The sequence below is a fragment of the Sphingomonas antarctica genome, from assembly GCF_965137005.1.
Taxonomy (GTDB): Bacteria; Pseudomonadota; Alphaproteobacteria; order Sphingomonadales; family Sphingomonadaceae; genus Sphingomonas_O; species Sphingomonas_O antarctica.
In genome coordinates, this window is sequence record NZ_CBCRXM010000014.1 from 66,439 (window position 1) to 92,387 (window position 25,949).

Genomic DNA, 25,949 nt, shown 5'->3' on the forward strand with positions numbered 1-25,949 from the left:
CTCGCCCCTTTCGCTCGCGCCACGCCGGGCGCATATGCGCGGCATAGCGGAGGAATTTTGATGGGCGTTCTGGCAATTGCGATCGCATTCGTCGCGATAATCTACGTCGTGCTGGCCGTGAAGATGGTGCCGCAGGGATATCGCTACACCATCGAGCGCTTTGGCAAGTTTACCGCCACCGCGGCGCCGGGGCTGACGCTGATCGTACCACTATTCGATCGTGTCGGTCGCAAGATCAATATGATGGAGCAGGTGCTTGATATTCCGGGACAGGAAATCATCACCAAGGACAATGCGATGGTCGCGGTCGATGGAGTGGTGTTCTTTCAGGTCCTCGACGCCGCCAAGGCGGCGTATGAGGTCAGCGAATTATACAATGCGATCATGCAGCTTGCGACGACGAACCTGCGCACGGTCATGGGCGCAATGGACCTCGACGAAACACTGTCCAAGCGCGACGAGATCAACACACGCCTGCTGATGGTCGTCGATCACGCCACCGAAAGCTGGGGCGTGAAGATCACCCGCGTCGAGCTGAAGGACATTCGCCCGCCGGCCGACATCGTCAATGCCATGACGCGGCAGATGAAGGCAGAGCGCGAAAAGCGCGCCTCGATCCTCGAATCCGAAGGCGCGCGGCAGAACGACATCAACCGCGCCGAGGGTCAGAAACAGTCACAGATCCTCGAGGCCGAAGGTCGCCGCGAAGCCGCGTTCCGCGACGCGGAGGCGCGCGAGCGTGCGGCGCAGGCCGAGGCGGCGGCAACGAAAATGGTGTCCGACGCCATCGAGGGCGGCAGCGTGCAGGCGATCAATTACTTCATCGCCCAAAAATACGTCGAGGCGATCGGGCTATTCGCGACATCGCCCAATGCCAAGACGATCCTGTTCCCGGTCGAAGCCACGCAATTGATGGGTACGCTGGGCGGGATCGGCGAATTGGCGCGCGAAGCGATCGGGGGCGGTGACAAGACGCCGCCGCCCGCTCCGCTTGCGCGGCCTTCAGTCCCGCGGTCGAGCGCGTGAACGCGATGGATGCATGGATCGCGGGATCGGGCATCGCGCCGGCGTGGTGGTGGCTGATCGCCGCCGCCTTGCTCGCCGGAGCGGAGATCGTCGCGCCCGGGTTTTTCCTGATCTGGCTGGGCGGCGCGGCGGCGATTACAGGTGTCGCAACGCTGCTGCTCGGATTGCCCGACGCGGCGCAGTTCCTGCTGTTCGCGGTCGCCGCGATGGCGCTGGTGCTGACCGGGCGGCGGTTCTTCCGCTATGCCGATGTTGCCAGCGCCGACCCGTTGCTCAACGACCGCGCCGCGCGGCTGATCGGACAGGTCGTGATAGTCGTCGAGTCGATCGACGACACCGGCGGCCGCGTCAGGGTCGGCGACGGCATGTGGTCGGCACGCGGTGTCCACGCCGCGGTTGGTGAACGGGTCCGCGTGATCGGAGCCGATGGGAATGTGTTGCGAGTGGAGGCGGTCTAGCCGTCGCCCCGGCGGAGGCCGGTGACGCTAACGATTAAAGACGACCGCGTTCAACAACGGCCCTGCCTCCGCCGGGGCGACGCGCCTACAGCCGCCCGTGGCAGTGCTTGTATTTCTGGCCCGACCCGCACGGACACGGCGCATTGCGCGACACGACGCCTTCCCAATTCGCCGGATCTTCCCCGATGTCCTCGGCGGTCAACATCGCGGTCTGCAACGGCGGGATGCGCGTGGTGATCATCCCGCCGGAGCCGATACCGCGCGCGTCGTCCTCGCCGGTGAGCGGATCGGTGTGGCTCAGCATGAAATCGGGCATCTTCGGCAGGTCGGTCTGCGGCATCACGAATTGCGCGTTGGCCAGCGTGCGCGTCACATCCTCGCGGATCAGGTCGAGCATCCGCTGGAACAGTGCAAACGCCTCCTGCTTATACTCGTTGATCGGCGTTTTCTGGGCGTAGGCGCGGAGGTGGATCACCTGACGCAGCGCGTCGAGCGTCGACAGATGTTCCTTCCAATGATGGTCGAGATTCTGCAGCAGCACCGATTTTTCGACCTGAGGCCACATTTCGGGGTCGAGCGTCGCAACCTTGTCCTCGATCAACTTGTCGGCAGCAGCCTGCAGCCGTTCGTCTATCGCCTCGGGGTCGATTCCTTCCTCCGCGGCCCATTCGGCAACCGGCGCGTCCACGCCGAGGACATCACGCGCCCGCTCGGCCAACTCAGCGACATTCCACGTTTCAGGATACGAGTTCGGCGGACAGGCGTCGCCGACCAATGCGTTGACGGTTTCGGCGCGCATGTCCTGAACGACCTCGTCGACCGTTTCCGAATCCATGATGTCGCCGCGCTGTTCGTAGATCACCTTGCGCTGGTCGTTCATCACGTCGTCGTACTCGACGACCTGTTTGCGGACGTCGTAATTGCGCGCCTCGACCTTTTTCTGCGCGGTCTCGATCGCCTTGGACAACCAGCGCGAGCCGATCGCCTCGCCATCAGCCAGATTGTTGTTCATCATTTTCGAGAACATCGTGTCCGGCCCAAAGATGCGCAGCAGATCGTCGTCGAGGCTGAGGTAGAATTTGCTGAGGCCCGGATCGCCCTGACGGCCCGAGCGCCCGCGCAGCTGATTGTCGATGCGCCGGCTTTCGTGGCGTTCGGTGGCGAGCACGAACAAGCCACCAGCGGACAGCACCTGTTGCTTTTCCGCTTCGATCTCGGCGCGGATGGCGGCTTCGGCGGCATCGCGCTGCGGCCCGGCCGCCATGTCGCGCAGTTCGTCGGCGATGCGGAAATCCGCATTGCCGCCCAGCTGAATATCGGTGCCGCGACCGGCCATGTTGGTCGAGACGGTGACCGCGCCGAGGCGCCCAGCCTGGGCAACGATGTGCGCTTCCTGTTCGTGGAAACGCGCGTTGAGCACGCTGTGTGTCACGCCTTCCGCATTGAGGAATTCGCTGAGCAGTTCTGATTTTTCGATACTGACCGTGCCGACCAATACCGGCTGACCGGCGAGCGACTTTTCGCGGATCGACTTGGCGATCGCGCCGAACTTGTCCTGCGTGTTCTTGTAGAACTCATCTTCCTCATCGACACGTTTGACATCGACGTTGGTCGGGATCGTCACGACGTTCATCTTGTAAATGTCGTGGAATTCGGCCGCTTCGGTCGCCGCCGTGCCCGTCATGCCACCGAGTTTGGGGTACATGCGGAAATAATTCTGGAAGGTGATGCTGGCGAGGGTCTGGTTTTCCGCCTCGATTTCCACGCCTTCTTTGGCCTCGACCGCCTGATGCAGGCCGTCGGACCAGCGGCGTCCATCCATCATACGACCGGTGAATTCATCGATGATGACGACCTTGCCGTCGCGGACGATGTAATCGGTATCGCGCTTGAACATCACGTTCGCGCGCAACGCCTGGTTGGTATGATGGACCACCTGGGTGTTTTCGAAATCGTACAGGTTGGCGCCTTCGAGCAGTCCGGCATCCTCGAGCATGCGCTCCATCTTTTCGGTGCCGTCCTCGGTCAGGATGATCGACTTCTGCTTTTCGTCCTTGTCGTAATCCTCGGGCGCGAGCGTCTTCACCAGTTTGTCGACCTGCATGTACAGTTCGGACTTGTCGTCGGTCGGGCCGGAAATGATCAACGGGGTGCGCGCCTCGTCGATCAGGATCGAGTCGACCTCATCGACGATCGCGAACGAGAAGGGCCGCTGGACCATTTGCGCGCGTTCGTACTTCATGTTGTCGCGCAGATAGTCGAAGCCGAATTCATTGTTGGTACCGTAGGTAATGTCCGCGGCATAGGCGTCACGGCGCTCGGAATCGCTGAGGTTGGGGATGATCACGCCGACGGTCAGGCCGAGGAATTTATACACCTGGCCCATCCAGCCGGCGTCGCGGCTGGCGAGGTAATCGTTGACCGTGACGACGTGGACGCCGTTGCCGTCGAGCGCATTGAGATAACAGGCCAAAGTCGCGACCAGCGTCTTGCCCTCACCCGTGCGCATCTCTGCGATTTCACCGCGATGGAGAACGATGCCGCCAATCATCTGCACATCGTAGTGCCGCTGACCCAGCACGCGCTTGGCGGCTTCACGCACCGTGGCGAAGGCTTCGGGCAGTATCTGGTCGAGCGTCTGTCCCTCTTCCAGTTGCGCACGGAGCTTGACGGTTTGCGCGGCCAACTCGTCGTCGGTCAGCGCTGCGATATTATTCTCGAAGCCGTTGATTTTGGCGACGATGCTGCCGAGCGATTTGACATAACGATCGTTGGACGAGCCGAAAATGGCTTTGGCGATGGTGCCGAGCATGACTGGATTCCTGAAATAGCTTTGGTCGCGCGGTGGCGCGGGAACGGGGGGCTGAAATTGGCAGAGCGCCGGAGCGCTAGATCAGCAGCCGATCGGCGTAGAGCGGACGGCTCGTCACGAGCGGCCTGGCGTCGGCCAGCGCAAACGCTTTCGCCGGTGTGGCATGGTTCGCCGGGCGCGCCGCCGCTGCGGTCACAGGCGCCGGTGCAATGCGCAACACCTGTCCGGCCTCCACCGGACGCGCCGCCGCCGCTGGTGAATAACCAGCAATGGCGCTGAGCAGCGCGGAGAGGAGCAGGATCAACCGCATGTGGCCAGCACATAGGTATGAAATGCTTTCGCGTCCATGAGCGACGGCGCATGGACTTGTTAACCATAGCGGCTTAACGACCTCGCATGATCCGCGAATGCCTCTCGCGCCTGCTTCGACTTACGCGCCCTTAGGCGCGATAGTTCGGCGTGCCCGGCACGCCTCGCCGCCTAAGGGCTCAAACCGACCCGAACCGAAGCCAGAGCGACGAGGCCTGTCATGTTGCGCGATCCATCGACCAAATACCGCCCCTTCCCCCAGATCGATTTGCCCGACCGGCAATGGCCTGCGCGCACGATCACGCAGGCGCCACGCTGGCTCAGTACCGACATGCGCGACGGCAATCAGGCGTTGATCGACCCGATGGACGGGGAAAAGAAGGCGCGTTTTTTCGATTTGCTGGTGCGGTTGGGCCTCAAGGAGATCGAGGTCGGCTTTCCGAGTGCGGGCGCCACCGAATTCGATTTTATTCAGGGATTGGTGCGCGACGGCCGCATCCCCGATGACGTCATGGTGCAGGTGCTGACCCAATCCCGTCGCGACCTGATCGAGACCAGCTTTGCCAGTCTGGCCGGAGCGAAGACCGCCATCGTCCACCTCTATAACGCGGTCAGCCCGGCCTGGCGGCGCATCGTGTTCGGCATGGACCGCGCCGACATCAAGCAGATCGCGATCGACGGCGCGAAGGTGCTGCGCGATCAGGCGGCAAAATATCCCGGCACCGATTGGCGCTTCGAATATTCGCCCGAGACGTTTTCGACCGCCGAGCTCGATTTTTCGGTCGAGGTCTGCGCGGCGGTGATGGAGGTGCTCCAGCCGACAGCCGACAAGCCGATCATTCTCAACCTCCCCGCGACAGTCGAGGCGGCAACACCCAACATCTATGCCGACCAGATCGAATGGTTCGGGCGCAACATCCCCAATCGCGACCGGGTAGTCATCTCGCTGCACACGCATAACGACCGCGGCACGGGCGTCGCGGCGACCGAATTGGGGTTGCTGGCAGGCGCCGAACGGGTCGAGGGCTGCCTGCTCGGCAATGGCGAGCGGACCGGCAATGTCGATTTGGTCACCGTCGCGATGAATATGTATTCGCAAGGCGTCGATCCCGGCCTGGACTTTTCGAACATCGACGAGGTCGTCAACACCGTCGAATATTGCACCGGCATCAAGACGCACCCGCGCAGTCCCTATGCCGGCGAACTGGTCTTCACCGCCTTTTCGGGCAGCCATCAGGACGCGATCAAGAAAGGTTTTGCGGCGCAGGCGGCGCGCAACGACGAGTTGTGGGAAGTGCCCTATCTGCCGATCGATCCAGCGGATCTGGGGCGCAGCTATGAGGCGGTGATCCGCGTCAATTCGCAATCCGGCAAGGGCGGCGTCGCCTGGGTGCTGGAGCAGGATCGCGGCCTGAAACTGCCAAAGCGGCTGCAGGCGGATTTCAGCCGACATGTCCAGCGCTTGGCCGACGAAAGCAGCCGTGAACTTGGTGCGGCCGACATTTGGGCCGAGTTCCAGCGCGCTTACTTGACCCCCGGGCCGTTGCTGCTGGTCGATTATCACGAAACCCGCTCGACTGATGGAGATCGCATCTTTGCCGGCTCGCTTACCCATGGCGACCGCCGCTTGAGCCTCACCGGGCGCGGCAACGGGTTGATCTCGTCCGTCGTTGCCGCGCTGGCCGAAGCCGGGACCACAATCGAAATCCAAGATTATGCCGAACATGCACTCGGCCATGGCACCGGCGCGCAGGCCGCCGCTTATGTCGAGGCGCGCACCGCCGACGGGCGCACGGTGTTCGGGGTCGGCGTCGATACCGACATTGCAACCGCCAGCGTTCGCGCGGTGCTCGGCGCCGCGAATGCTGCGCTCACCCCCTGAACCGCACGCTACCGATCGCTTCCCACGGCCCGCCGCGATACCAATAAGCAGAGAGACCCGTGATCGCGAGCGGACGAGGCTGGAACTCCGCTTCGAGAGTGGCAAGCAGCTTGCGTGCTTCGGCCGGCGGCACCTTGTTCTGGATCGTAACATGCTCGCGCCAGCCGGCGGCGTCCTGCGGTGTCAGGCACCCGGCAAAGCGATCCGCCAGCCGCGCGCGGATTGCGGCGAGGTCGTCGCTGTCGATCCGGTAAGCCACGCCGCCGCCGAGGTTGATCAGCCCGGCCAGCCGCGCGCGCGGCGCGGGATCGCGGGCCTCGTCCTTCAGCGCCGTCATCAACTCGCGCTCGATCGACGGTGGCAGATGATGAAACATCGTCAAATGTGCGCGCAACTGATTGCGTTCTGCTGGAAAATACGCGCTGCGCTGCTCATCGAGCCAGGCAAAGTCGGCGTCGCCAAGTCGCGCGGTAACGATAATCGGCGCTGCCGTCATTTCCGTCCGAATAGGCGTTCGATATCGCCATGCGCCAACTTGACCCAGGTCGGGCGGCCGTGATTGCATTGACCCGAATTCGGGGTGACCTCCATCTCGCGGAGGAGTGCATCCATCTCCGCCAGCGACAGCACTCGCCCGGCGCGGACGCTGTGGTGGCAAGCGAAGGTGCCCGCGACATGGTCTAGCCATTCGGCGAGCGACAGCGCCTGTCCATGGCTGGCGAGTTCGTCGGCGAGGTCGAGAATGAGCGGCCCGACCGCCGCGCCGCCAAGTGCGGCTGGCAGGCTGCGCACAAGCATGGCGGCGGGGCCGAAGCGTTCGAGCTCGAGGCCAAAACTGGCAAGATCGGCAGCGGCCTCCTCCAGCCGGTCGCAGGCGGCTTCGTCGAGGTCGACGACTTCGGGCATGAGCAGCGGCTGGACCGGCACCGCGCCATCGACGCGCGCGGCGCGCATGCGTTCGAGAACCAGGCGTTCGTGCGCGGCATGCTGATCGACAAGGATCAGGCCGTCGGCGGATTCGGCGACGATGTAGGTCGCGGCGATCTGGGCGCGGGCGCGGCCGAGGGGGTGATTTGTTTGCGGTTCGGGTGCGGGTTGAGCGCGGAAGGCGGTCGCGGCGTCGGCAACTCTCCCCTCATTCGTCACCCGCGCGAAGGCGGGGGTCCATCTCCCGAAAATATCGCTGGCCGTTAGTTCACCAGATGGATTTCCGCCTTCGCGGGAATGACGAAATTCGGTTTGGGCGGGTTCACTCACCCATCCCCGCATTGCTGCTGCACTTGGCAAGGGTGCGCGCGTGATCCCTGCCCCATCCAAAGCCCGTTGCAGTCCGCCGACAATCAATGCGCGGACGTTGGCAGCGTCGCGGAAGCGGACTTCGGTCTTGGCCGGGTGGACGTTCACATCGACCTCGCCCGGCGGAACGTCGATGAACAACGCGACCACGGCATGGCGATCGCGCGCGAGGCGATCCGAATAGGCGCCGCGGATCGCGCCGGTCAGCGTGCGGTCCTTCACCGGCCGTCCGTTGACGAACAGATATTGGTGATCGGCCACCCCGCGATTATACGTCGGCAAGCCTGCCAAACCCGCGAGTGTCACCCCGCCGCGTTCATGTCCGAGTGGCACACTCGCCTCGCTCAATTGGCGGTCGATCAGTGCGGCGACGCGGCTGGCCCGGCTTTCGGCCTGCACCGCCAGGGCGCGACGGCCGTCATGCGTCACTTCGAAAGCCACATCGTGCCGCGCCATTGCCAGCCGCCGCAGTACGTCCATGCACGCGGCGAATTCGCTGCGCGCAGTGCGGAGGAATTTGCGGCGCGCGGGCACGGCGGCGAACAGTGCTTCGACTTTAACGCGCGTGCCCGGGGGCATTGCCACCGGACCGTCGGCCTCGACACGCCCGTTATCGACGGTGCGCGACCACCCTTCCCCGTCCACCGTCCGACTCTCGATCGTCAGCCGCGCGACGCTGGCGATCGAGGGCAGGGCTTCGCCGCGAAACCCCATCGTCGATACCGCCTCGATGCTGTCATCGGGCAATTTCGACGTGGCGTGGCGTTCGAGGGCCAAAGCGATATCGTCGCGCGTCATCCCGCAACCGTCGTCCGTCACTATGACGCCGTCGATGCCGCCGCCCGCCAGGTCCACCGAAATCCGCCTCGCCCCAGCGTCCAACGCGTTCTCGACCAGCTCCTTCAGCGCCGACGCCGGGCGCTCGACCACCTCGCCCGCGGCGATACGGTTGATCAGGTTCTGAGGGAGCCTTCGTATTGACACTTTGGCGTCCCTAGACCAAGCCGCGCGTCACCGCGAGCGTTGCGCAAACCCCTGCCCGACCGCGAGAAAAAGGCACTCCAGGCTCCTCGATGGCGAACCGTTTTTTCCGAATGTTCAAATTCATGTCGAACGACATGGCGATCGACCTCGGCACCGCCAATACGGTGGTTTACGTCCGCGGGCGCGGCATCGTGCTCAACGAGCCTTCGGTCGTGGCGATCGAAACCATCGACGGCATCCAGCGCGTCAAGGCGGTCGGCGATGATGCCAAATTGATGATGGGCAAGACGCCTGCCAGCATTCAGGCGATCCGGCCGTTGCGAGACGGAGTCATCGCCGACATCGACGTCGCGGAAGACATGATCAAGCACTTCATCCGCAAGGTGCATGGCGGCAAGAAGCCCAATCCGTTCCGTTCGCCCGAAATCGTTATCTGTGTGCCGTCGGGATCGACCAAGGTCGAACGTCGCGCGATCCGCGATGCCGCCTCCAATGCTGGTGCCAGCCAGGTGTGGCTGATCGAAGAACCAATGGCCGCCGCGATCGGCGCGGGCATGCCGGTGACCGAACCGATCGGCTCCATGGTCGTCGATATCGGCGGTGGCACGACCGAGGTTGCCGTATTGTCACTGCGCGGCGTGGCCTATTCGACCAGCGTGCGCGTCGGCGGCGACAAGATGGACGAAGCGATCGTGTCGTACGTCCGCCGCAACCACAATCTGCTGATCGGCGAAGCCACGGCCGAGCGGATCAAGTTCGACATCGGCATCGCCAAGCCGCCCGAAGACGGTGTCGGCAAGACGATCCACATCAAGGGGCGCGACCTTGTCAACGGCGTGCCCAAGGAAATCACGATCAATCAGGGGCAGATCGCCGAGGCGCTGTCCGAACCCGTCGGCACGATCGTCGAGGGCGTGCGCATCGCGCTGGAAAACACCGCGCCCGAACTCGCGGCGGACATTGTCGATCAGGGCATCGTCCTGACCGGCGGCGGCGCGTTGCTCGAAGGGTTGGATGAGGTGCTGCGCGACGAGACCGGCCTGCCGGTCAGCGTCGCGGACGATCCGCTGACCTGCGTCGCTCTGGGCACGGGCCGCGCGCTGGAGGACCCGATCTTCCGCGGCGTCCTTCAGACCGGCTGAGGCCCACTGAGCAATGGCGCCGCCGCCCCGCGCGCGCCCCGGCTTTTCGCGCCGCGCGCAATATACGCTGTTTGCAGGGTACGTCGCCGCCGTCGTCGGGGTGCTCGCGGGACTGGTTCTGGCAGTTACCGCGCGCTTCGATCCGGAGGGGCATGCCGCGATCCAGAGCGTGTTCAGCGACGCCACGGCCCCGATTGCAATCGCCGGGCGCAACGTCGCCGGAGGGTTGGCCAACGCGTATGAAGGCGCGGCGGCCTATGTCGATGCGGGATCAAAGAACCGGACACTGGAAGCCGAACTGCGCGGTACGCGCGCGCGCCTGATCGAAGCGCGCGCGATCGAGAGCGAAAATCACCGGCTACGGCGGCTGACGCGCCTGATCGAGGGGTCGCGCGATCCTATCCTCGCGGCGCGCCTCATCGCGTCCACCGGCGCCAACGTGCACCGTTATGCGACGCTGTCGGCCGGCCAGCGCGATGGCGTGACCAGCGGTCAGCCGGTGCGGACGTCCGAAGGCCTGGTTGGTCGTGTGGTCGTGGCCGGACGGATCACCGCGCGGGTCTTGCTGATCATCGACAGCGGCAATGTCGTCCCGGTGAAGCGCCTGAGCGATGGCTTGCCCGCGCTGGCCACCGGGCGTGGCGATGGCGCGCTCGACGTTCGCGCGCTGCAATCGGGTGGCAATCCGTTCCGGATCAACGACCTGCTGGTGACGTCGGGCGCGGGCGGGATTTATCCGCCGGGAATTCCGGTGGCGGTGGTTCGTCTGCTGACCAACGACAGCGGCGTGGCGCGTCCCTTGGCCGACCCGGCACGCCTCGACTTCGCCCTGGTCGAACAACCGTTTCAGCCGCAAGGCGATTTGCCTCCGCCGCCCGAGGCACCGTGATGCGGCTGTCGATAGTTCGCTCGCAACAGCCGCTCCCGCCCATCGCCCGACTGGCGCTGCCGGTCGTGTCGATCATGTTGGGGTCGTTGCTGGTATTAATACCCGTAATCGCGACGGTGCCGGTCGTGCCGTCCTTCGGGTTCCTGATGCTCCTCGGCTGGCGGTTGTTACGCGGCGATCTGATCGCGCCCTGGGCGGGCATTCCGTTGGGACTGTTCGACGATCTGTTCAGCGGCGCGCCCCTGGGCACGGGTATGGCGAGCTGGACCTTTGCGTTGCTGGTGATCGAGGCCATCGACCGCCGCGTCCTGTTTCGCGATGCGTGGCAGGATTGGGGCATCGCGGCGGGTCTCATCGCGATGCAGTTGCTCATGGCGTGGGCCTTGAGTGGTCTCACCGGCGCGATCCCCTACCCCTATCTGCTTGCACCGCAATGGCTCTGCTCGATCCTGTGCTACCCGCTCGCGGTGAGATTGGCGGCCTGGCTGGATCGAAGGCGCACGGGCCGATGAACCTGCTGGGCAAACGCAGCGTTACCGACGCACAGGCCAATTTGGTGTTCACGCGGCGGCGGATCGTGCTGGGCGGCGCGCAACTGGCGCTCGGCGCGGTGCTCGCGGGGCGGATGGCGTGGATGTCGATCTTCGACAACGAACGCTATAAATTGCTGGCCGAAAGCAATCGGGTGAACCTGTCGCTGATCCCGCCGCGCCGGGGCTGGATCGTCGACCGCTTCGGCAAGCCGCTGGCGCTCAACCGTACGGTGTTCCGCGTCGACGTCATCCCCGATCGCCTGCACGATCAGGACAAGACGCTCGACTACCTTCAGGCGACGCTCGGCTTCAACGACGACGACCGGGACCGCATCAACCGCGACATCGAAAAGGCAGCAGGATTCCAGCCCGTGCAGGTCGCCGACCGGATCCCGTGGGAAAAATACGCCGCCTTGTCGATCCGCGCGCCCGATCTGCCCGGCGTCCAGCCCAGTCAGGGCTTTGCCCGATCCTATCCCAGCGGCGCGGCGGTGGGTCACCTGATCGGCTATGTCGGGGCCGCGTCGGCGGAGGATTATGCCGCGTCCAAGGATCCGCTGCTGATCACACCGGGCTACAAAATCGGCAAGGAAGCCCTTGAAAAGACGATGGAGCCGATCCTCAAAGGCAAGCCCGGGGCGCGCCGCAGCGAGGTGACAGCACGCGGCAAATTGGTACGCGATCTGGCGACCCGTCCCGACGTTCCCGGCAACACATTGCAGCTGACCATCGATGGCGGATTGCAGGATTATGCCGCGCGCCGGATGGGTGACAATTCCGGCGCGGTGACGGTGATCGACCTGGCGACGGGTGGGCTCGCCGCGATGGTTTCGATGCCCGCCTACGATCCCAACAGCTTTTCCGACGGCATCGGGCGCAAGGAATATGCCGCGTTGGTCGGTGACGATCACCTGCCATTGGTCAACAAGACGCTCCACGCGCTGTATCCGCCGGGTTCGACCACCAAGCCGAGTTCGGCACTCGCGCTGCTCGAAGCCGGCGTCGATCTGAACCAGACCGTGTTCTGCGGTGGCGGCATGCGCGTCGGCAATGCTATTTTCCATTGCGACAAGCATCACGGATCGGTGAATCTGGCGCAGGCGGTGATCCACAGCTGCGACATTTATTTCTACACGATGGCGCTGCGTTTCGGGGCAACCACCCTCGCCGACATGTTCCGCAAGCTCGGGCTTGGCGCGGTTCACGATCTGCCGCTCCAGTCCCAGCGTTACGGGACGGTGCCCGACCCGTCGTGGATCGAGCGCAAGCACAAACGGCCCTGGGCGGCCTATGACACGGTCAACATGTCGATCGGCCAAGGCTATATGCTCGCCAATCCGCTGCAATTGGCGGTTATGGCGGCGCGGCTGGCGACGGGGCACGGCGTCGAGCCGCATCTGGTCGGGCCGGCGCGCGCCGGCCATGATTTGGGACTCGACCCGCGGCACATCGAGTTCGTGCGCCAGGCGATGGGCAATGTCGTCAATGGCGGCGGCACCGCCGCGGCCGCGCGGCTGCCGATCCCGAACGTGCAGATGGCGGGCAAGACGGGCACGGCGCAGGTCCGCCGGATCACGATGGCCGAGCGCGCGGGCGGCGTCCTGTCGAACAGCGCGCTGCCGTGGAAGCAGCGCGACCATGCGCATTTCATCGGTTTCGCGCCGGTCGAAAATCCACGCTACGCCTTTTCGGTGGTAGTCGAACATGGCGGCTTCGGAGCCGCCGCCGCAGCGCCCATCGCGCGCGACACAATGACGTATCTGTTCGCGCCCGAACAGGCGATGAAGACGCTGACGACGCTCGAGCAAGGCTGGGGTGGCGATCTGACGACACGGATGGCGGCGAAGGCAGCCAGCTATGCGCCGACACCCGAGCCGGCGGCGGTACCTGCGGATCCAGCGGCAAGCGACGATCGGCCAGCGCCGGACCCCCTGCCGCCCGAGAAACCCGCATGAGCGTGATCCCTCGCCCGCTCGCCGAACTGCCGTGGTTCATGCTCGCCTTGGTATTCGGGCTGACCGGGTTCGGCTTGGTCGTGCTGTATTCGGCGGCAGGCGGCCATTTCAGCCCGTGGGCCGGATCACAGGGCGTCAAGTTCATCGTCTTCGTCGGCATGGCACTGGCCCTGTCTCGCGTGCCCGAGGAGCAGTATCGCCGCGCCGCCTATCCCGTTTATGCACTGGTCTTGCTCGCATTGTTCGGGGTCGAACTGCTCGGCGGGATCAGTGGGGGATCGCGGCGCTGGCTCGATCTGGTGGTCATCCGGCTGCAGCCGTCCGAACTCATGAAGCTCGCGATCGTGCTGGCACTCGCGCAATTTTACGACCGTTTGCCCTCGGGAGAATTGCGCGGCTGGAACGCATTATGGCCACCGGCGATCCTGATCGGCCTGCCGTTCATGCTGGTGATGGCGCAGCCCGATCTCGGCACGGCGACGATGATCGCGGCGGGCGGCGTGACCCTGGTGTTCCTGGCCGGTGTCCCGTTGAGGTTGTTTGCAGCCGCGGCGGCAATCTTGGCGGCGGCCCTGCCCGCGGCGTTCGCGCTGATGCACGACTACCAACGCAAGCGCGTGCTGATCTTCCTCGATCCCGAAAGCGATCCGTTGGGCGCGGGATATCATATCACCCAGTCGAAGATCGCGATCGGATCAGGCGGCATTTTCGGCAAGGGTTTCATGCAGGGGACGCAGAGCCACCTCGACTATCTGCCGGAGGGGCACACCGATTTCGTGTTCGCGACGATGGCAGAGGAATGGGGACTGGCCGGCGGGATCGTGATTATCGGCGGGTTCCTGTTGCTGATCCGTTGGGCGATGCGGGTCAGTGCGCGGGCGCCGACACGGTTCGGGCGGCTGGCGGCGGCGGGGCTGGCGACGACGATCTTTTTCTACGTCGCGATCAACCTGATGATGGTCATGGGCCTCGCTCCGGTCGTCGGCATTCCGTTGCCGCTGATCAGTTTTGGCGGCACCGCGATGATGACGGTGCTGATGTCGCTCGGCATCCTGATGTCGATCGACCGCGCGGGGCGACGTTTACGAGATTAGCGGGTTGCAGGCTCACGCGACCGTTGCTAGTGGCGCCCCTCCCAAAGCGGACGCATAGCTCAGTTGGTAGAGCAGCTGACTCTTAATCAGCGGGTCCTTGGTTCGAGCCCAAGTGCGTCCACCATTTCCCATTAGGCATAGGCATAAGGTCCGCCAGCGGCGAGAGCGCGCTGGTATGCGGGGAGTGAGTGTACTTTGGCGAGCCAGGCGATTGTCGCGGGGCGGGTGTCGTCGAGGCCGGCGCGGCTGCGGGCGGCTTCGAGGGGGAAGCTCATCATGATGTCGGCGGCGGTCATAGCGTCGCCCGCGAACCACGGGCGTTTGGCGAGTTCGGATTCGATATAGTCGAGATGCACGTCGATCATCGGCTGAATCCGCTTCATCGCCATCTTGCCAAAGATCGGCACGCGGGCGAGGACCAGTTTGACCAGCAAGGGCGGCATCAGCGACCCTTCGGCATAATGCAGCCAGAAACGATAGCGCAGCGCGCCGTCGCGATCGGCGGGGGCACCGAGCCTGCCGCCCTTTTCGACGAGATATTCGACGATCGCGCCGGTTTCGGCGACAATCGTGCCGTCATCGTCGATCACCGGCGATTTGCCGAGCGGGTGAACCGCCTTGAGTTCGGGCGGCGCCAGCATGGTCGCCTTGTTCCGTTCGTAGCGCTCGACCTCATAAGGCAGGCCGAGTTCTTCGAGCATCCACAGGATGCGTTGCGAGCGCGAGTTTTCGAGGTTATGGACAATGATCATGCCCGCGAGCCTAACGCGCGTGGGCGGCGCGTCTAGTCCGGTTGCATGACGGCGATCTCGCTGCCGCCCGGATCGCGAACGTGGAAGCGGCGACCGCCGGGAAAGGCGAAGATGGGCAATGTCATGACGCCGCCGGCCGCCTCGATGCGCGCCTGTGCGGCTTCGAGATCGGACACCTGAATCACCGCGAGCGGCGCAGCGGTCTGCTGGTCTGGATCGCCGTTGAGGCCGAGATCGACATCGCCGGTGGTCGTCGCGGCGTAATCGTCGCCGAACGGCATGACGGTCCAACCGAACGCGGCTTCGTAAAAAGCGCGCGCGGCGGGCACATCGGCGCAGGGCAGTTCGACGTAGTTCAGGCGGCCATCCGGCATGACAAATCTCCTAAGCTGCAGCGCGCCAGATCCATGCGGCGGCGGGAAAAAGGATGCGATCACCGTCGCGATGCTGTTCGAGGATCGGTACGATCTTTTCCAGCGCGCCCGGGCGGTCGACGGGCTGGAGCATTTTGAGCGCACTCGCCACCGGCCCGATGCGCTGAAAGAAGCCCAAGGCGTCCGCGACAGGGTCGGCACTCTCGCCGGCGATATAATTGTAATCGACCGGTTCGGCGGTGACGTTTTGCCAACCAGCATCCTGCAACAGCGCCTTGACGAAAGCGGCATCGGCAAAGGCAAACGGACTTGGCGCATAACCGGTCGGCGGCGCGGGAGGCTGACCGAGAATGGTTGCGGCGAGTTGTCCGGCCCAGGGATTGAGCGACGGGCTACGGAAGCACGAAAAGACGAGCGGCGCGCCGGGGTTCGCGGCGTCGTGGAGCCGGGCGAAGACTTTGGCTGGATCGTCGAAGAACATCACGCCGTGGCGCGAGAACAAGAGATCGGGCGGCGCAATATCGGGCAAGCCGGCATTGAGATCGGCGACGGCGAAGCGGATGTGGGCGAAGCCTTGCGCCCGGTCGTTCGCGACCTGGATCAATTCGGGCGCGATATCGAGACCGGTGATCGCCAGGTTCGGGTTGGCGGCGGCAAGTGCGAAGCTGGTCGAACCCGCGCCGCAGCCGATGTCGAGCGCCGTGCCGGTCGCCGGTGCCGCGTCGCGGATGGCGCGGTCGAGGTAGGCGGAGAGTTCGGCGAAGCTGCGATCGGTGCGGATGTATTCGGACGCCCAGACCGAACCGACCGGTCCTTCCCACTCCGCGGCACCGGTCATTCGCAGCGTCCCCACATGCATTGGAAGTTTAGTCGAAGTTTAGGCCTGAAACACTCTGACCCGGCGCACCACGTCGTATTTGAGGCCCGCCCCTCCCGCATGAGCGAGAGGGGTTAGGAAGGCCCACCCCCGCCGCCGCCAGAAGTGGCGACGGTGAACGCATGCGTTCACCCCCTCCCATGAATGGGAGGGGATTAGGTCACATATCGTCGTCGGCATCGGGTCCGGTCATGAGCGCTTCGGCGACGTCCTCGGTCTTGCCGCGGATCATCTTTTCGATGCGATCGGCGATATCGGGGTTCTCGCGGAGATAGACTTTCGAATTCTCGCGGCCTTGGCCGAGGCGGACCGAGTCATAGCTGAACCAGGCGCCGGATTTCTCGACGATGCCGGCTTTCACGCCGAGATCGAGGATCTCGCCCATCTTGGAAATGCCTTCACCGTACATGATGTCGAATTCGACCTGCTTGAACGGCGGTGCGACCTTGTTCTTGACGACCTTCACGCGCGTGGTGTTGCCGACCACGTCGTCGCGTTCCTTGATCGCGCCGGTGCGGCGGATGTCGAGGCGGACCGAGGCGTAGAATTTGAGCGCGTTGCCGCCGGTGGTGGTTTCGGGCGAACCGTACATCACGCCGATCTTCATGCGGATCTGGTTGATGAAGATGACGGTGCAGCGCGAACGGCTGATCGACCCGGTGATCTTGCGCAGCGCCTGCGACATCAAACGCGCCTGCAGGCCGACATGGCTGTCACCCATTTCGCCCTCGATTTCGGCGCGCGGCACGAGTGCCGCGACCGAATCGATGACGAGGATATCGACCGCGTTCGAGCGGATCAGCGTGTCGGCGATCTCAAGCGCTTGTTCGCCGGTGTCGGGTTGCGACACGATGAGGTTGTCGACATCGACGCCGAGTTTCTTGGCATAGCCCGGATCGAGCGCGTGTTCGGCGTCGATGAACGCCGCGGTGCCGCCGGCCTTTTGCGCTTCGGCGATGGCGTGGAGCGTCAGCGTGGTCTTGCCCGAGCTTTCCGGACCATAGATCTCAACGACGCGGCCGCGTGGCAGGCCGCCGATGCCGAGCGCGATGTCGAGGCCGAGCGAGCCGGTCGACACCGCTTCGATCTCGACCTTTTCCTTCGAGCCCAGCTTCATCGCCGAACCCTTGCCGAACGCGCGGTCGATCTGTGCCAACGCCGCTTCGAGCGCGCGGGCGCGTTCCGAATTGTCTACCGCCTTGGTCGCCATATTGTCGCCGATCACCTTCAACTGAACTGCCATTTGAGCCTCCCTGCTAGCCCGTTTGAGGGCTGGGTCAACGTGATGTTGGAACGGGACATAAATGGAACAAATGCCCCTGACAAGAACAAATAGGAACGAAATAGGAAATAAATGTCACTCGTAAGCGATTTCAATCACTTCCCAGTTCTTTTCGCCGCCCGGCAGGTTGACGGTACGCACATCGCCGACGCGGGCACCACGCAGCGCACGGGCGAGCGGCGAGCCCCAGCCGATGCGCCCCTGCCCTGCCTCGGCCTCGTCATCGCCCACGATGGTCAGGCGACGTTCGAGATCGTCGTCATCGGCCACGATGACGGTGGCACCGAAGCGCACAGCATCGCGCTCGCCCTCCCCCGGTTTGACGATTGTCACCGCCTTCATGCGCTTGGCGAGAAAGCCCGCGCGCCGATCGATCGCGCGCAATTTCTGGCGGCCGTAAATGTAATCCCCGTTTTCGGACCGGTCGCCATTGCCCGCGGCCCAACTGACGATCTCGACGATGGCGGGACGTTCGACCGACATGAGCTGTTCGTATTCGGTGCGAAGGGCGGCAAAGCCGGCGGCGGTGATGGGTTGGATCGGAGTCATTGGATCGGTCGTTACGGTTGTAAGGAGACTATGTGTGTTACGCCACCTGACCCTGTCCGCCGCCCTGTTGGCCCTTGCCGCCGCGCCGGCGCCCGATCCGTACATGCCGGGGCGGGAAATCGTGACCGACCTGAACAAGATCGTCACCGCCAACGGCGTGCAGGAGACCTTCGAGACCAGGCTCGGCGGTGCGCGGCAAATCGTGAATGTGCGCGGGGCGGACAAGAACAACCCGATCCTCGTTTTCATCCATGGCGGGCCTGCATCCGTCGAGATGCCGCTGGCCTGGTCGTTTCAGCGGCCCTGGGAGGATTATTTCACCGTGGTCCACTGGGATCAGCGCGGCGCGGGGCGCAGTTTTCCGCTCAACGATCAGGCGGCGCTGGCACCGACGCTCAAGCCCGAACGCTATCGCGACGATACCATCGAACTGATCGAGCAGCTCCGCCAGCGTTACGGCAAGCGCAAGGTCGTGCTGATGGGTCTCAGCTGGGGGTCGCTGGTCGGATTGATGGTCGCGGAGAAGCGCCCCGATCTGCTCTACGCCTATGTTGGCGTCGGCCAGTTGATCGATTTCCGGGAGAATGAAGTCGAGGGCTATAATTGGACGCTCGCGGAGGCGCGCCGGCGCGGCGATGCGCTTGCGGTCAAAGAGCTTCAGGCGATCGCGCCTTATCCGGGGCCGGGTGCGTTCGATCTGCAGAAGCTCGATATCGAGCGGAAGTGGAACGTGGCCTATGGCGGGCTGCTGTGGGGCCGGCCCGACCCGCAATTCTACTTCCACCTCGGGCGCCTATCCCCCGAATATACGCTGGCAGACCGGCAGGCATGGGACGCGGGCAGCGCCTACACGATGAAGATCTTGTGGCCGCAACTGGCGGATATGTCGTTCAAGCGGCTGACGCGGCTCGATGTGCCGGTTGTTCTACTGCTCGGGCGGCACGACACGACGACCGCTTCGACGATCGCCGCACGGTGGTTCGCGGGATTGAAGGCACCGAAGAAGCGGCTCGTGTGGTTCGAGAATTCGGCACACATCCCGATCTTCGAGGAGCCGGGGCGGACGTTCGCCGCGCTGCTGACCGAAGTGCGGCCGCTCGCTCAACCCGGCGACGATCTGCCCAAATAATTGCTCAGCGGGGTCGGTCCCTTGAACGGCGCATGGTCGGGCGCGAGGAGGCCGTAGACGACGGCGTTTTCGAGGACGTGCTGCACATAGGCGCGGGTTTCGCTGAAGGGGATCGCCTCAATCCATTTGAGCGTGTCGGTGCCGGTGCGCGGGTCGCCGTTCGCCGCCAGCCATTTGTTCACGTTGCCGCCACCGGCATTATAGGCCGCGACCGCCAGCACGTAATTGCCGCCATAGCTTTGCAGCAGCCGCGTGAAATACCAGCTGCCGAGGCGCATGTTGTAGGTCGGCTCGGTCATGCTGGCGGGTTGCCAGCCGATGCCGCTGCGGTTCGCGGTTTCCTGCGCAGTGGGGGTCATCAGCTGCATCACGCCGACGGCACCCGCGCGGCTGACGATCTTGCGGTCGAACTGGCTTTCCTGGCGCGCGATGGCGTGAACCATGATCCAGCTACCACGTGCATCGTCGGGGATCGGGACGACGGGGAAACCAGGGCGGAGTTGGTCGCGATAGCCGTTCACGCCCGCGCTGCGCCCGATCATTACCGCGAGGTCAGGACGGCCGATACGCGCGGCGAAATCATAACCGAGCGCGTGGTCGCTGTCGCTGTTGGCGTCCTGGGCGATGGCGCGCAGGAACAGCGATTGCGTCGCCCAATCGCCGATCTGGCCGAGGTAGCGCGCGGCGGCGGGGAGATCGGCACGATCATAGGTTGCGCGTTGCTCAGGTGTCAGCCGCGCCGGATCGCGCTGTGGCGGGAGTTCGAGCGGCTTGCCGAGGCGTTCGAGCGCGAGCTGGCCGTGGAACTGGTCGAAATAGTCCGCCGCCTGTTCGAAAAACTGGCGAGAGGCGAAGCGATCCCCCGCGCGTTCGGCGGCGCGTCCCGCCCAATAGAGTCCCTTCGCGCGGGTCGAGGGGGTCTTGGCGGCATTGGCGTAAAGATCGAACATCCGCACCGCGTCGTTGGGGCGATTGAGCTTATCCAGCGCGGTGGTGCCCGCGAGCCAGGCGAGGCTGGTGTAATCGTCGCGCTCGGCCAGCGAGCGGTCGCGGACCTGCACGCCATCCGGATACGCGTCGGTGAGTTTGGATGCGATGGCGTAAGCGGTGGACCAATTCCCCTGCCCCGCCGCTTCCTTCGCCAGTGACAGCATCGTGTCGAGCCAGCGGGTCGCGTCATAGGGCGGCACGTCGAGTTTGGGGCGGTTGGCGAACAGGCTGCGCGAGGCATCGAGCTGGCCGGTCGCGCGCAGCCATGACGCCTGATCGATGATGAAACCGGCATTGCTGCGCGCGTCCGTCGGCGCGAGGCCGAGCTGTTCGGCGGAATCGGGGGCGCTGCGCTGAAACGCCAGCCGGATGGCGTAGATTGGCTGGCGGATCGGGCTGGTCCCGGTCAGCTGGCGCGCGGCGGAGGCGGCGTTGCGCGACCACAGCAGCCGCTCCATGCGGTTGTCCTGATCGCTTTGCGTCAGCGCGCTGCCGAAGCGCGATTGCAGGCGCGCCTCGTCATCGGCGCCGAATGCGCCGGCGGTCCACGCCTTGCGGGCCGCCACGCGCGCCGCGTCGCTGCGCCCCAGAGCGTTCAGCGCCTCGGCATAGCGCAGTCCGGCGCTGGCGGATTGCGGGGCATAGCGGCCGAAGAACGCGACCACTGTGTTCGGACTGGCGGCATCGGCGCGCAGATTGCGTTCGGCATTGCCGCGCAGCCCGCTCTCCCCCGGCCAGCCGGGATGCGCGATCAGGAAAGTGGCATAGCGTTCGAACGGCAGCGTGGCCGACGCGCGCAACGCTTTCCATTCGAGGAGCGTCCCGGCGATGGCGGGGTTGCTCGCTTCGATCGGTGCGAAGCTTTGCGCGTAAGCGGGACCGGCAAGGGTCAGGGCAAGGGCGGCGAGCGCGTGGTTCGTCGTCATACTGGCCAAATGACCGCCCCCTCCTTATCAGGCAATGAATAATGCGCTGGCGGATAGCCGCGCGCGGAGATTGGTCCCATGTTTTCCGGCTCGATTCCGGCACTTGTCACCCCGTTCCGGGACGGCGCGGTCGATGAAGCGGCGTTTCGCCGCCTGGTCGACTGGCAGATCGCCGAGGGGTCATCGGCGCTGGTCCCGTGCGGCACGACGGGCGAAAGCGCGACGCTGTCTTACGAAGAGCATTATCGCGTCATCGCCCTTTGCGTCGAAGCGGCGGACGGACGTGTGCCGGTGATCGCCGGGTGCGGGTCGAACGATACCGCCGTCGCAAAGAAGCACATGGCGTTTTCCGCAAGCGTCGGATGCGCTGCCGCCCTGGTGGTTGCGCCCTATTACAACCGCCCGAGCCAGGCGGGGATCGAGGCGCATTATCGCGCGCTGGCCGATGCCAGCGACCTGCCGATCATTCTATACAATGTGCCCGGACGCACCGTGACCGACATCCTGCCGTCGACCGTGGCGGCGCTGGACGATGTGCCGACGATCATCGGGATCAAGGACGCCAGCGGCAATTTGGCGCGCTGTGCCGATCATCGCATCTCCAACGGCGACGATTTCTGCCAGCTGTCGGGCAATGACGACATGGCGCTGGCGTTCGATGCGGCGGGCGGAGTCGGCTGTATTTCGGTGACGGCCAACGTCGCGCCGCGGCTGTGTGCCGAATTGCAGGCGGCGTGCCTGACCGGCGATTATGCCAAGGCGCGCGAGATTAACGACCGGCTGCATCCGCTGCACGGGGCGTTGTTTGCCGATGCTTCTCCGGGGCCGACGAAATATGCGCTGGCGAAGTTGCACGATTGGTTGAACGACGAATTGCGTCTGCCGCTGACGCCGCCGTCGAGCGCGGCCAGCGCGGCGGTCGATGCCGCGCTGGCTCACGCTGGACTGATTTGAAGACCTAGTTTCCGACGGTCGTCGTCGTTTTGACTTTCATCGCTGCTGGACGCGTCGTGGTGGTTACGTGGCGATGGACCGGGTGATGGACGACGCGGTGAGTCACGACGCGATGCGTCACGACACGTGGTGCTGGTGCAGCGGCGGTTGTTTCGGTCGTCACCGTGGTTGGCGCAGGTGCCGCCGCCTGAATGATCACGGGAGCGGGGGCGGGCTTGGCAGCGGCGGCCGCTTCGGCAGCAGCTGCGCGTTCATTGGCGGCGGCGGCGTCTTGTTGTGCCGCGTTGGCCGATGCAGCAGCTTGAGCGGTGGCCGCAGCAGCGTCCTGCGTCTTGGCGCGATCTGCCATGCCCAGCGCCTGATCGGCGAGCATCGCCGCGTGATTGGCGGCGGCGATCGCCTCGTCCTTATGACCCTTGGCCTGTTGTTCCCTGGCGTCGGCCAGAGTCGCCGTCGCTTCGGCTGACAAACGCGGGGTTTCGCCTGCCGCGCCGATCTTGTTCGCGGCATCGATCTTGGCTTGAGCGGCGGCGATGGCTGCGGTGGCACGCTCGTTCTTGTCACCGGCCAGGGCTGGCGAAGCCAATGTCAGAGCGGCGGCGAATGCAATAATTGAAGGCGTGGTAAATCAATTGAAGGCGTGGTAAATCGTTTCATGGTGCGACTCTTTTTCGTTGTGGATGCCGCGTCAAACGGTTGACCGGTCGAAGCCGTTCCCTTGCGCGCTTTCCACGACGGCCAATCGCCCCTACATCGCCCCTCTTCATGCCCCGTCCCAAGCCACCCACGTTCGACAAGGTCAAAACCGTCGCCGAGAACCGGCGCGCGCGGTACGATTATGCCATCGACACGGTGTACGAAGCGGGCATCGCGCTGACCGGGACCGAGGTGAAATCGCTGCGGTTCGGCGAGGGATCGATCGCCGAAAGCTATGCCGAGGTGAGCGATGCGGGGGTGTTCCTGATCAACGCCAACATCCCCGAGTTCAGCCACGGCAACCGGTTCAATCACGAGCCCAAGCGGCCGCGCAAATTGCTGTTGCACGAGCGCGAGATCGCCAAGCTGCACGGCGCGGTATCGCGGCAGGGCATGACCCTCGTGCCGCTGTCGGTCTATTTCAACGCGCGCGGGCGGGCCAAGGTCGAACTGGCGCTGGCCAAGGGGCGCAAGCATCACGACAAGCGCGAATATGAGCAGGAAAAGGACTGGAAGCGCGAGGCCGCGCGGCTGCTCAGGGATCGTGGATAAGTGAAAGCCGGCGGCGAACGGCTGTTGATCGCGGGTGTGGTTCTCGCCGCGGCGGGATCGGCGGTGGTAATCGGGTTGCTCGCCGCCTTGCCGCTGCCCGGGATTGCCGCGGCTATCGCATTGATTGCGGCGCTCGGCGCGCTGGGCCTGATCCAGATCCGTGATGCGACGCCCGCCGCCCGCGCGTCGGTAGCCGACTGGACGATGGTCCGTGCGGTGGCCGATGGCGAGAATGTTCCGGTGCTGCTGATCAACCGTGACGGGCATCCGGTCTGCGCCAATCAGACGTTCGAGAGTCGTTTTGGCGGCGTCGGTTTCGCCGCCGTGCCATTTTCGGATCAGGACCGCGCGCAGCTGACCATCTCAACGCGCTTCGCGTGGCAGAATGGCAGTGCGACGTTCAACGCGCGATTAGGGGACCGCAACTTCATCATCGCGGCGACACGCGCCGGGTGGGATGAACCGGTGCTCGTGTGGCGCTTCACCCCCGACGAGACTTATGATCGCGCCGCAGACGTGATCGGGGCGATCGCCGGCGATATTGGTGAGCGGCTCGGTCATGCCGGCATCATGGCGGCGGTGATTGACGAGCGCGCCGGACTGCTCGCAATCAACGCTGCGATGGCGTTGCGCGCGACCGCCGGCGCGCGACGCGAATTGAATTCCAATGAGCTCGACGAGCTGCTGACGCTCGACGATGCGGGCCGATTACGTTTCGTCGCCGAGGGACCGGCCGCTGCGCCACTGCGGCTGTTCCAGGTGCCGCTCGCGGAAGAAGGCCAAGACGGACCGCGCCTTGCCGCGATCGTCGATGACGACAGCGCGATCGTCAGCGCGGGCGGCGACGAGGCGCTCCACACCTTGCTGTCGATGCTGCCTTTCGGTCTGGCGCTGGCGGATCGCGATGGGCGATTCCTGTACATCAATCAGGCCTTCATGCGCGCGGGCGGCGTGCCCGCCGGATCAATGCCGGTCTATCCATCGGACCTGGTGATTGCCGAGGACAAGGCCGCGGTGGCGGACGCGGTGCGTCGCTTCGCGCTGAGCCGGTCGAGCCAAGGCGATATCGCCATTAGACTGAAAGCGCGGCCCGACGATCCGATCGCGATGACCATCGCCGGCACGCGCGGACTGGGAGAAGCGGCGGCCTTGCTCAGCCTCAAGGACAATAGCGAGGAAACGCGGTTGCAGCGGGAGGTGGCGCAGGCGACCAAGATGCAGGCGGTCGGGCAGCTGGCGGGCGGCGTGGCGCATGATTTCAACAACATCCTGACGGGCATCATCGGCCATTGCGACCTGATGCTGATGCGCCATTCACCCGGCGACAGCGATTATGACGACATTCAGCAGGTCCGGCTCAACTCGAACCGCGCGGCCAGTCTGACGCGGCAATTGCTGGCATTTTCGCGCCAGCAGACGTTGCGCCCGCAAGTGCTGCAACTGCCCGATGTGGTCTCCGAAGTGTCGAACCTCCTCAAGCGGTTGCTTGGCGAGACTGTCGAACTGGTCATCCAGCATGGCCGTGGCATGGCCTCCGTCCGCGCCGACCCGGGGCAGCTCGAGCAAGTCATCGTCAATTTGGCGGTCAATGCGCGCGACGCGATGGCCGATGGCGGCACACTGACGCTGCGCACCTATGCCATGTCGGCGGCCGAAGTACGGCGGCTGGGGTCGGACGTGCTGCCGATCGCCGATTATGTCGCGCTGCGCATGAGCGATACCGGCACAGGCATTCCCGAGGAATTGATCACCAAGATCTTCGAGCCGTTCTTCACGACCAAGGAGGTCGGCAAAGGCACCGGGCTGGGCCTGTCCACCGTCTATGGCATCGTCAAGCAATCGGGCGGGTTTATCTTCGCCGAAAATCCGTCCGCAGGCGGTGCGAGCATCGTCATCTATCTGCCGATCCACACGGGTATCGGTGAACAACCCGAAGTCACCAAACCCGCCGACAAGCCACTTGAGTTATGGGGTCAGGGTCATGTCTTGCTGGTCGAGGATGAGGATATGGTCCGGGCGGTCGCCGAACGGGCGCTGACGCGGCATGGGTACACCGTCACGACGGCGGCGAATGGTGAGGAAGCGCTGGAACTTTTGGAAGGAGACGAGGCGCCCGATCTGCTGATTTCGGACGTGGTCATGCCGAGCATGGATGGACCGACTCTGGTCCGTCATGCGCGGCTCAAATTTCCCGATCTGCCGGTGTTGTTCATGTCGGGCTATGCCGAGGAGCAACTGCGGCGGTCGATCGATATCGACCGGGTGCATTTCCTGCCCAAGCCGTTCAGCGTGAAGCAGCTGGCGGAGGCGGCGCAAAAGGTTCTGGCCGAGGCTGCAGCCGAATAATTGTCACCCCGGACTTGATCGGGGGGGTATAGTGATAGCGGGTGGAAATAGCATTTGCGACCACAGCCGCGCTGTAACCGCTGATTTCCTAGCAGGCCCACTATCGCCGACCGCCCGCTGTCTTTCCCCGCGACCGGCCTCG

At 64.5% G+C, this 25,949-nt stretch carries 23 protein-coding genes and 1 tRNA gene; 13 read left to right on the top strand and 11 right to left on the bottom strand.

Features of this window, described 5'->3' with window-relative positions:
• The first annotated feature begins 60 nt into the window (after positions 1-60).
• Positions 61-1,026, top strand: coding sequence for an SPFH domain-containing protein (locus ACM9ME_RS12920; protein WP_415643868.1), 966 nt, complete (start codon positions 61-63; stop codon positions 1,024-1,026).
• A gap of 5 nt (positions 1,027-1,031) precedes the next feature.
• Positions 1,032-1,484, top strand: coding sequence for an NfeD family protein (locus tag ACM9ME_RS12925; RefSeq protein ID WP_415643869.1), 453 nt, complete (start codon positions 1,032-1,034; stop codon positions 1,482-1,484).
• Positions 1,485-1,569: 85 nt separating this feature from the next.
• Here ACM9ME_RS12925 and secA read toward each other — a convergent pair whose 3' ends face one another.
• Together secA and ACM9ME_RS12935 are read right to left on the bottom strand one after the other, a co-directional pair.
• Positions 1,570-4,296 (bottom strand): preprotein translocase subunit SecA, encoded by a 2,727-nt coding sequence (secA, locus tag ACM9ME_RS12930; RefSeq protein WP_415643870.1) that lies wholly within the window; start codon positions 4,294-4,296, stop codon positions 1,570-1,572.
• 76 nt (positions 4,297-4,372) lie between these two features.
• Positions 4,373-4,606, bottom strand: coding sequence for a hypothetical protein (locus tag ACM9ME_RS12935; protein WP_415643871.1), 234 nt, complete (start codon positions 4,604-4,606; stop codon positions 4,373-4,375).
• 219 nt (positions 4,607-4,825) lie between these two features.
• Between ACM9ME_RS12935 and leuA the strand changes: the two genes are divergently transcribed.
• A complete protein-coding gene (gene leuA / locus ACM9ME_RS12940; protein WP_415643872.1) occupies positions 4,826-6,487 on the top strand; it encodes a 2-isopropylmalate synthase in 1,662 nt (553 codons plus the stop codon).
• Here the strand turns inward: leuA and ACM9ME_RS12945 are convergent.
• Both ACM9ME_RS12945 and mutL read right to left on the bottom strand, forming a co-directional pair.
• Positions 6,477-6,983, bottom strand: a complete 507-nt coding sequence (locus ACM9ME_RS12945) for a 2'-5' RNA ligase family protein (protein ID WP_415643873.1) — start codon at positions 6,981-6,983, stop codon at positions 6,477-6,479. The genes leuA and ACM9ME_RS12945 overlap by 11 nt on opposite strands.
• Positions 6,980-8,767, bottom strand: coding sequence for a DNA mismatch repair endonuclease MutL (gene mutL / locus ACM9ME_RS12950; protein WP_415643874.1), 1,788 nt, complete (start codon positions 8,765-8,767; stop codon positions 6,980-6,982). The genes ACM9ME_RS12945 and mutL overlap by 4 nt, the downstream gene beginning before the upstream one ends.
• Before the next feature lie 89 nt (positions 8,768-8,856).
• Between mutL and ACM9ME_RS12955 the strand changes: the two genes are divergently transcribed.
• The 6 genes from ACM9ME_RS12955 to ACM9ME_RS12980 all read left to right on the top strand — a co-directional run bounded on the left by ACM9ME_RS12955 (position 8,857) and on the right by ACM9ME_RS12980 (position 14,504).
• Positions 8,857-9,909: a rod shape-determining protein gene (locus ACM9ME_RS12955; protein WP_415643875.1), complete on the top strand. Its 1,053-nt coding sequence runs from the start codon at positions 8,857-8,859 to the stop codon at positions 9,907-9,909.
• 13 nt (positions 9,910-9,922) lie between these two features.
• Positions 9,923-10,798: a rod shape-determining protein MreC gene (locus ACM9ME_RS12960; RefSeq protein WP_415643876.1), complete on the top strand. Its 876-nt coding sequence runs from the start codon at positions 9,923-9,925 to the stop codon at positions 10,796-10,798.
• The gene (gene mreD, locus ACM9ME_RS12965; RefSeq protein WP_415643877.1) at positions 10,798-11,310 is read left to right on the top strand and encodes a rod shape-determining protein MreD; all 513 of its coding nucleotides are present in this window, start codon (positions 10,798-10,800) and stop codon (positions 11,308-11,310) included. Before ACM9ME_RS12960 ends, mreD begins: the two co-directional genes overlap by 1 nt.
• The gene (mrdA, locus tag ACM9ME_RS12970) at positions 11,307-13,286 is read left to right on the top strand and encodes a penicillin-binding protein 2 (protein ID WP_415643878.1); all 1,980 of its coding nucleotides are present in this window, start codon (positions 11,307-11,309) and stop codon (positions 13,284-13,286) included. The genes mreD and mrdA overlap by 4 nt, the downstream gene beginning before the upstream one ends.
• Positions 13,283-14,380 carry a rod shape-determining protein RodA gene (gene rodA / locus ACM9ME_RS12975; protein ID WP_415643879.1) on the top strand — a complete coding sequence of 366 codons (1,098 nt, stop codon included), beginning with the start codon at positions 13,283-13,285 and terminating at the stop codon, positions 14,378-14,380. The genes mrdA and rodA overlap by 4 nt, the downstream gene beginning before the upstream one ends.
• 48 nt (positions 14,381-14,428) lie before the next feature.
• Positions 14,429-14,504 (top strand) — tRNA-Lys (locus ACM9ME_RS12980).
• A gap of 7 nt (positions 14,505-14,511) precedes the next feature.
• On the opposite strand, the gene ACM9ME_RS12985 is transcribed toward ACM9ME_RS12980, so the two are convergent.
• The 5 genes from ACM9ME_RS12985 to ACM9ME_RS13005 form a co-directional block, all read right to left on the bottom strand.
• Complete coding sequence (locus tag ACM9ME_RS12985; RefSeq protein WP_415643880.1) at positions 14,512-15,132, bottom strand: glutathione S-transferase family protein; 621 nt, start codon at positions 15,130-15,132, stop codon at positions 14,512-14,514.
• Between the two features lie 32 nt (positions 15,133-15,164).
• Entirely contained in the window at positions 15,165-15,506 is a 342-nt protein-coding gene (locus tag ACM9ME_RS12990) for a VOC family protein (RefSeq protein WP_415643881.1), read from the bottom strand.
• A gap of 10 nt (positions 15,507-15,516) precedes the next feature.
• Positions 15,517-16,344: a class I SAM-dependent methyltransferase gene (locus tag ACM9ME_RS12995; RefSeq protein WP_415643882.1), complete on the bottom strand. Its 828-nt coding sequence runs from the start codon at positions 16,342-16,344 to the stop codon at positions 15,517-15,519.
• Positions 16,345-16,543: 199 nt separating this feature from the next.
• Complete coding sequence (gene recA, locus ACM9ME_RS13000) at positions 16,544-17,626, bottom strand: recombinase RecA (RefSeq protein ID WP_415643883.1); 1,083 nt, start codon at positions 17,624-17,626, stop codon at positions 16,544-16,546.
• A 114-nt stretch (positions 17,627-17,740) separates the two neighbouring features.
• Complete coding sequence (locus tag ACM9ME_RS13005; protein ID WP_415643884.1) at positions 17,741-18,214, bottom strand: GreA/GreB family elongation factor; 474 nt, start codon at positions 18,212-18,214, stop codon at positions 17,741-17,743.
• Between the two features lie 34 nt (positions 18,215-18,248).
• Here ACM9ME_RS13005 and ACM9ME_RS13010 point away from each other — a divergent pair, with 34 nt between their 5' ends.
• Positions 18,249-19,343, top strand: a complete 1,095-nt coding sequence (locus ACM9ME_RS13010; RefSeq protein WP_415643885.1) for an alpha/beta fold hydrolase — start codon at positions 18,249-18,251, stop codon at positions 19,341-19,343.
• On the opposite strand, the gene ACM9ME_RS13015 is transcribed toward ACM9ME_RS13010, so the two are convergent.
• The gene (locus ACM9ME_RS13015; protein WP_415643886.1) at positions 19,316-21,259 is read right to left on the bottom strand and encodes a lytic transglycosylase domain-containing protein; all 1,944 of its coding nucleotides are present in this window, start codon (positions 21,257-21,259) and stop codon (positions 19,316-19,318) included. The two genes, ACM9ME_RS13010 and ACM9ME_RS13015, sit on opposite strands and share 28 nt — an antisense overlap.
• A 78-nt stretch (positions 21,260-21,337) precedes the next feature.
• On the opposite strand from ACM9ME_RS13015, the gene dapA reads away from it, so the two are divergent.
• A complete protein-coding gene (gene dapA, locus ACM9ME_RS13020; RefSeq protein WP_415643887.1) occupies positions 21,338-22,213 on the top strand; it encodes a 4-hydroxy-tetrahydrodipicolinate synthase in 876 nt (291 codons plus the stop codon).
• A gap of 4 nt (positions 22,214-22,217) precedes the next feature.
• Here dapA and ACM9ME_RS13025 read toward each other — a convergent pair whose 3' ends face one another.
• Complete coding sequence (locus ACM9ME_RS13025) at positions 22,218-22,799, bottom strand: hypothetical protein (protein ID WP_415643888.1); 582 nt, start codon at positions 22,797-22,799, stop codon at positions 22,218-22,220.
• 179 nt (positions 22,800-22,978) lie between these two features.
• Here ACM9ME_RS13025 and smpB point away from each other — a divergent pair, with 179 nt between their 5' ends.
• Positions 22,979-23,461: an SsrA-binding protein SmpB gene (gene smpB / locus ACM9ME_RS13030; RefSeq protein WP_415643889.1), complete on the top strand. Its 483-nt coding sequence runs from the start codon at positions 22,979-22,981 to the stop codon at positions 23,459-23,461.
• Positions 23,462-25,807 (top strand): hybrid sensor histidine kinase/response regulator, encoded by a 2,346-nt coding sequence (locus ACM9ME_RS13035; protein WP_415643890.1) that lies wholly within the window; start codon positions 23,462-23,464, stop codon positions 25,805-25,807.
• The last annotated feature ends 142 nt before the right edge of the window (positions 25,808-25,949 follow it).

Coding starts and splice junctions, on each gene's coding strand:
- ACM9ME_RS12920 (WP_415643868.1), top strand. CDS start 61: ATGGGCGTTCTGGCAATTGCGATCGCATTCGTCGCGATAATCTACGTC.
- ACM9ME_RS12925 (WP_415643869.1), top strand. CDS start 1,032: ATGGATGCATGGATCGCGGGATCGGGCATCGCGCCGGCGTGGTGGTGG.
- secA (WP_415643870.1), bottom strand. CDS start 4,296: ATGCTCGGCACCATCGCCAAAGCCATTTTCGGCTCGTCCAACGATCGT.
- ACM9ME_RS12935 (WP_415643871.1), bottom strand. CDS start 4,606: ATGCGGTTGATCCTGCTCCTCTCCGCGCTGCTCAGCGCCATTGCTGGT.
- leuA (WP_415643872.1), top strand. CDS start 4,826: ATGTTGCGCGATCCATCGACCAAATACCGCCCCTTCCCCCAGATCGAT.
- ACM9ME_RS12945 (WP_415643873.1), bottom strand. CDS start 6,983: ATGACGGCAGCGCCGATTATCGTTACCGCGCGACTTGGCGACGCCGAC.
- ACM9ME_RS12955 (WP_415643875.1), top strand. CDS start 8,857: ATGGCGAACCGTTTTTTCCGAATGTTCAAATTCATGTCGAACGACATG.
- ACM9ME_RS12960 (WP_415643876.1), top strand. CDS start 9,923: ATGGCGCCGCCGCCCCGCGCGCGCCCCGGCTTTTCGCGCCGCGCGCAA.
- mreD (WP_415643877.1), top strand. CDS start 10,798: ATGCGGCTGTCGATAGTTCGCTCGCAACAGCCGCTCCCGCCCATCGCC.
- mrdA (WP_415643878.1), top strand. CDS start 11,307: ATGAACCTGCTGGGCAAACGCAGCGTTACCGACGCACAGGCCAATTTG.
- rodA (WP_415643879.1), top strand. CDS start 13,283: ATGAGCGTGATCCCTCGCCCGCTCGCCGAACTGCCGTGGTTCATGCTC.
- ACM9ME_RS12985 (WP_415643880.1), bottom strand. CDS start 15,132: ATGATCATTGTCCATAACCTCGAAAACTCGCGCTCGCAACGCATCCTG.
- ACM9ME_RS12990 (WP_415643881.1), bottom strand. CDS start 15,506: ATGCCGGATGGCCGCCTGAACTACGTCGAACTGCCCTGCGCCGATGTG.
- ACM9ME_RS12995 (WP_415643882.1), bottom strand. CDS start 16,344: ATGACCGGTGCCGCGGAGTGGGAAGGACCGGTCGGTTCGGTCTGGGCG.
- recA (WP_415643883.1), bottom strand. CDS start 17,626: ATGGCAGTTCAGTTGAAGGTGATCGGCGACAATATGGCGACCAAGGCG.
- ACM9ME_RS13005 (WP_415643884.1), bottom strand. CDS start 18,214: ATGACTCCGATCCAACCCATCACCGCCGCCGGCTTTGCCGCCCTTCGC.
- ACM9ME_RS13015 (WP_415643886.1), bottom strand. CDS start 21,259: ATGACGACGAACCACGCGCTCGCCGCCCTTGCCCTGACCCTTGCCGGT.
- dapA (WP_415643887.1), top strand. CDS start 21,338: ATGTTTTCCGGCTCGATTCCGGCACTTGTCACCCCGTTCCGGGACGGC.
- smpB (WP_415643889.1), top strand. CDS start 22,979: ATGCCCCGTCCCAAGCCACCCACGTTCGACAAGGTCAAAACCGTCGCC.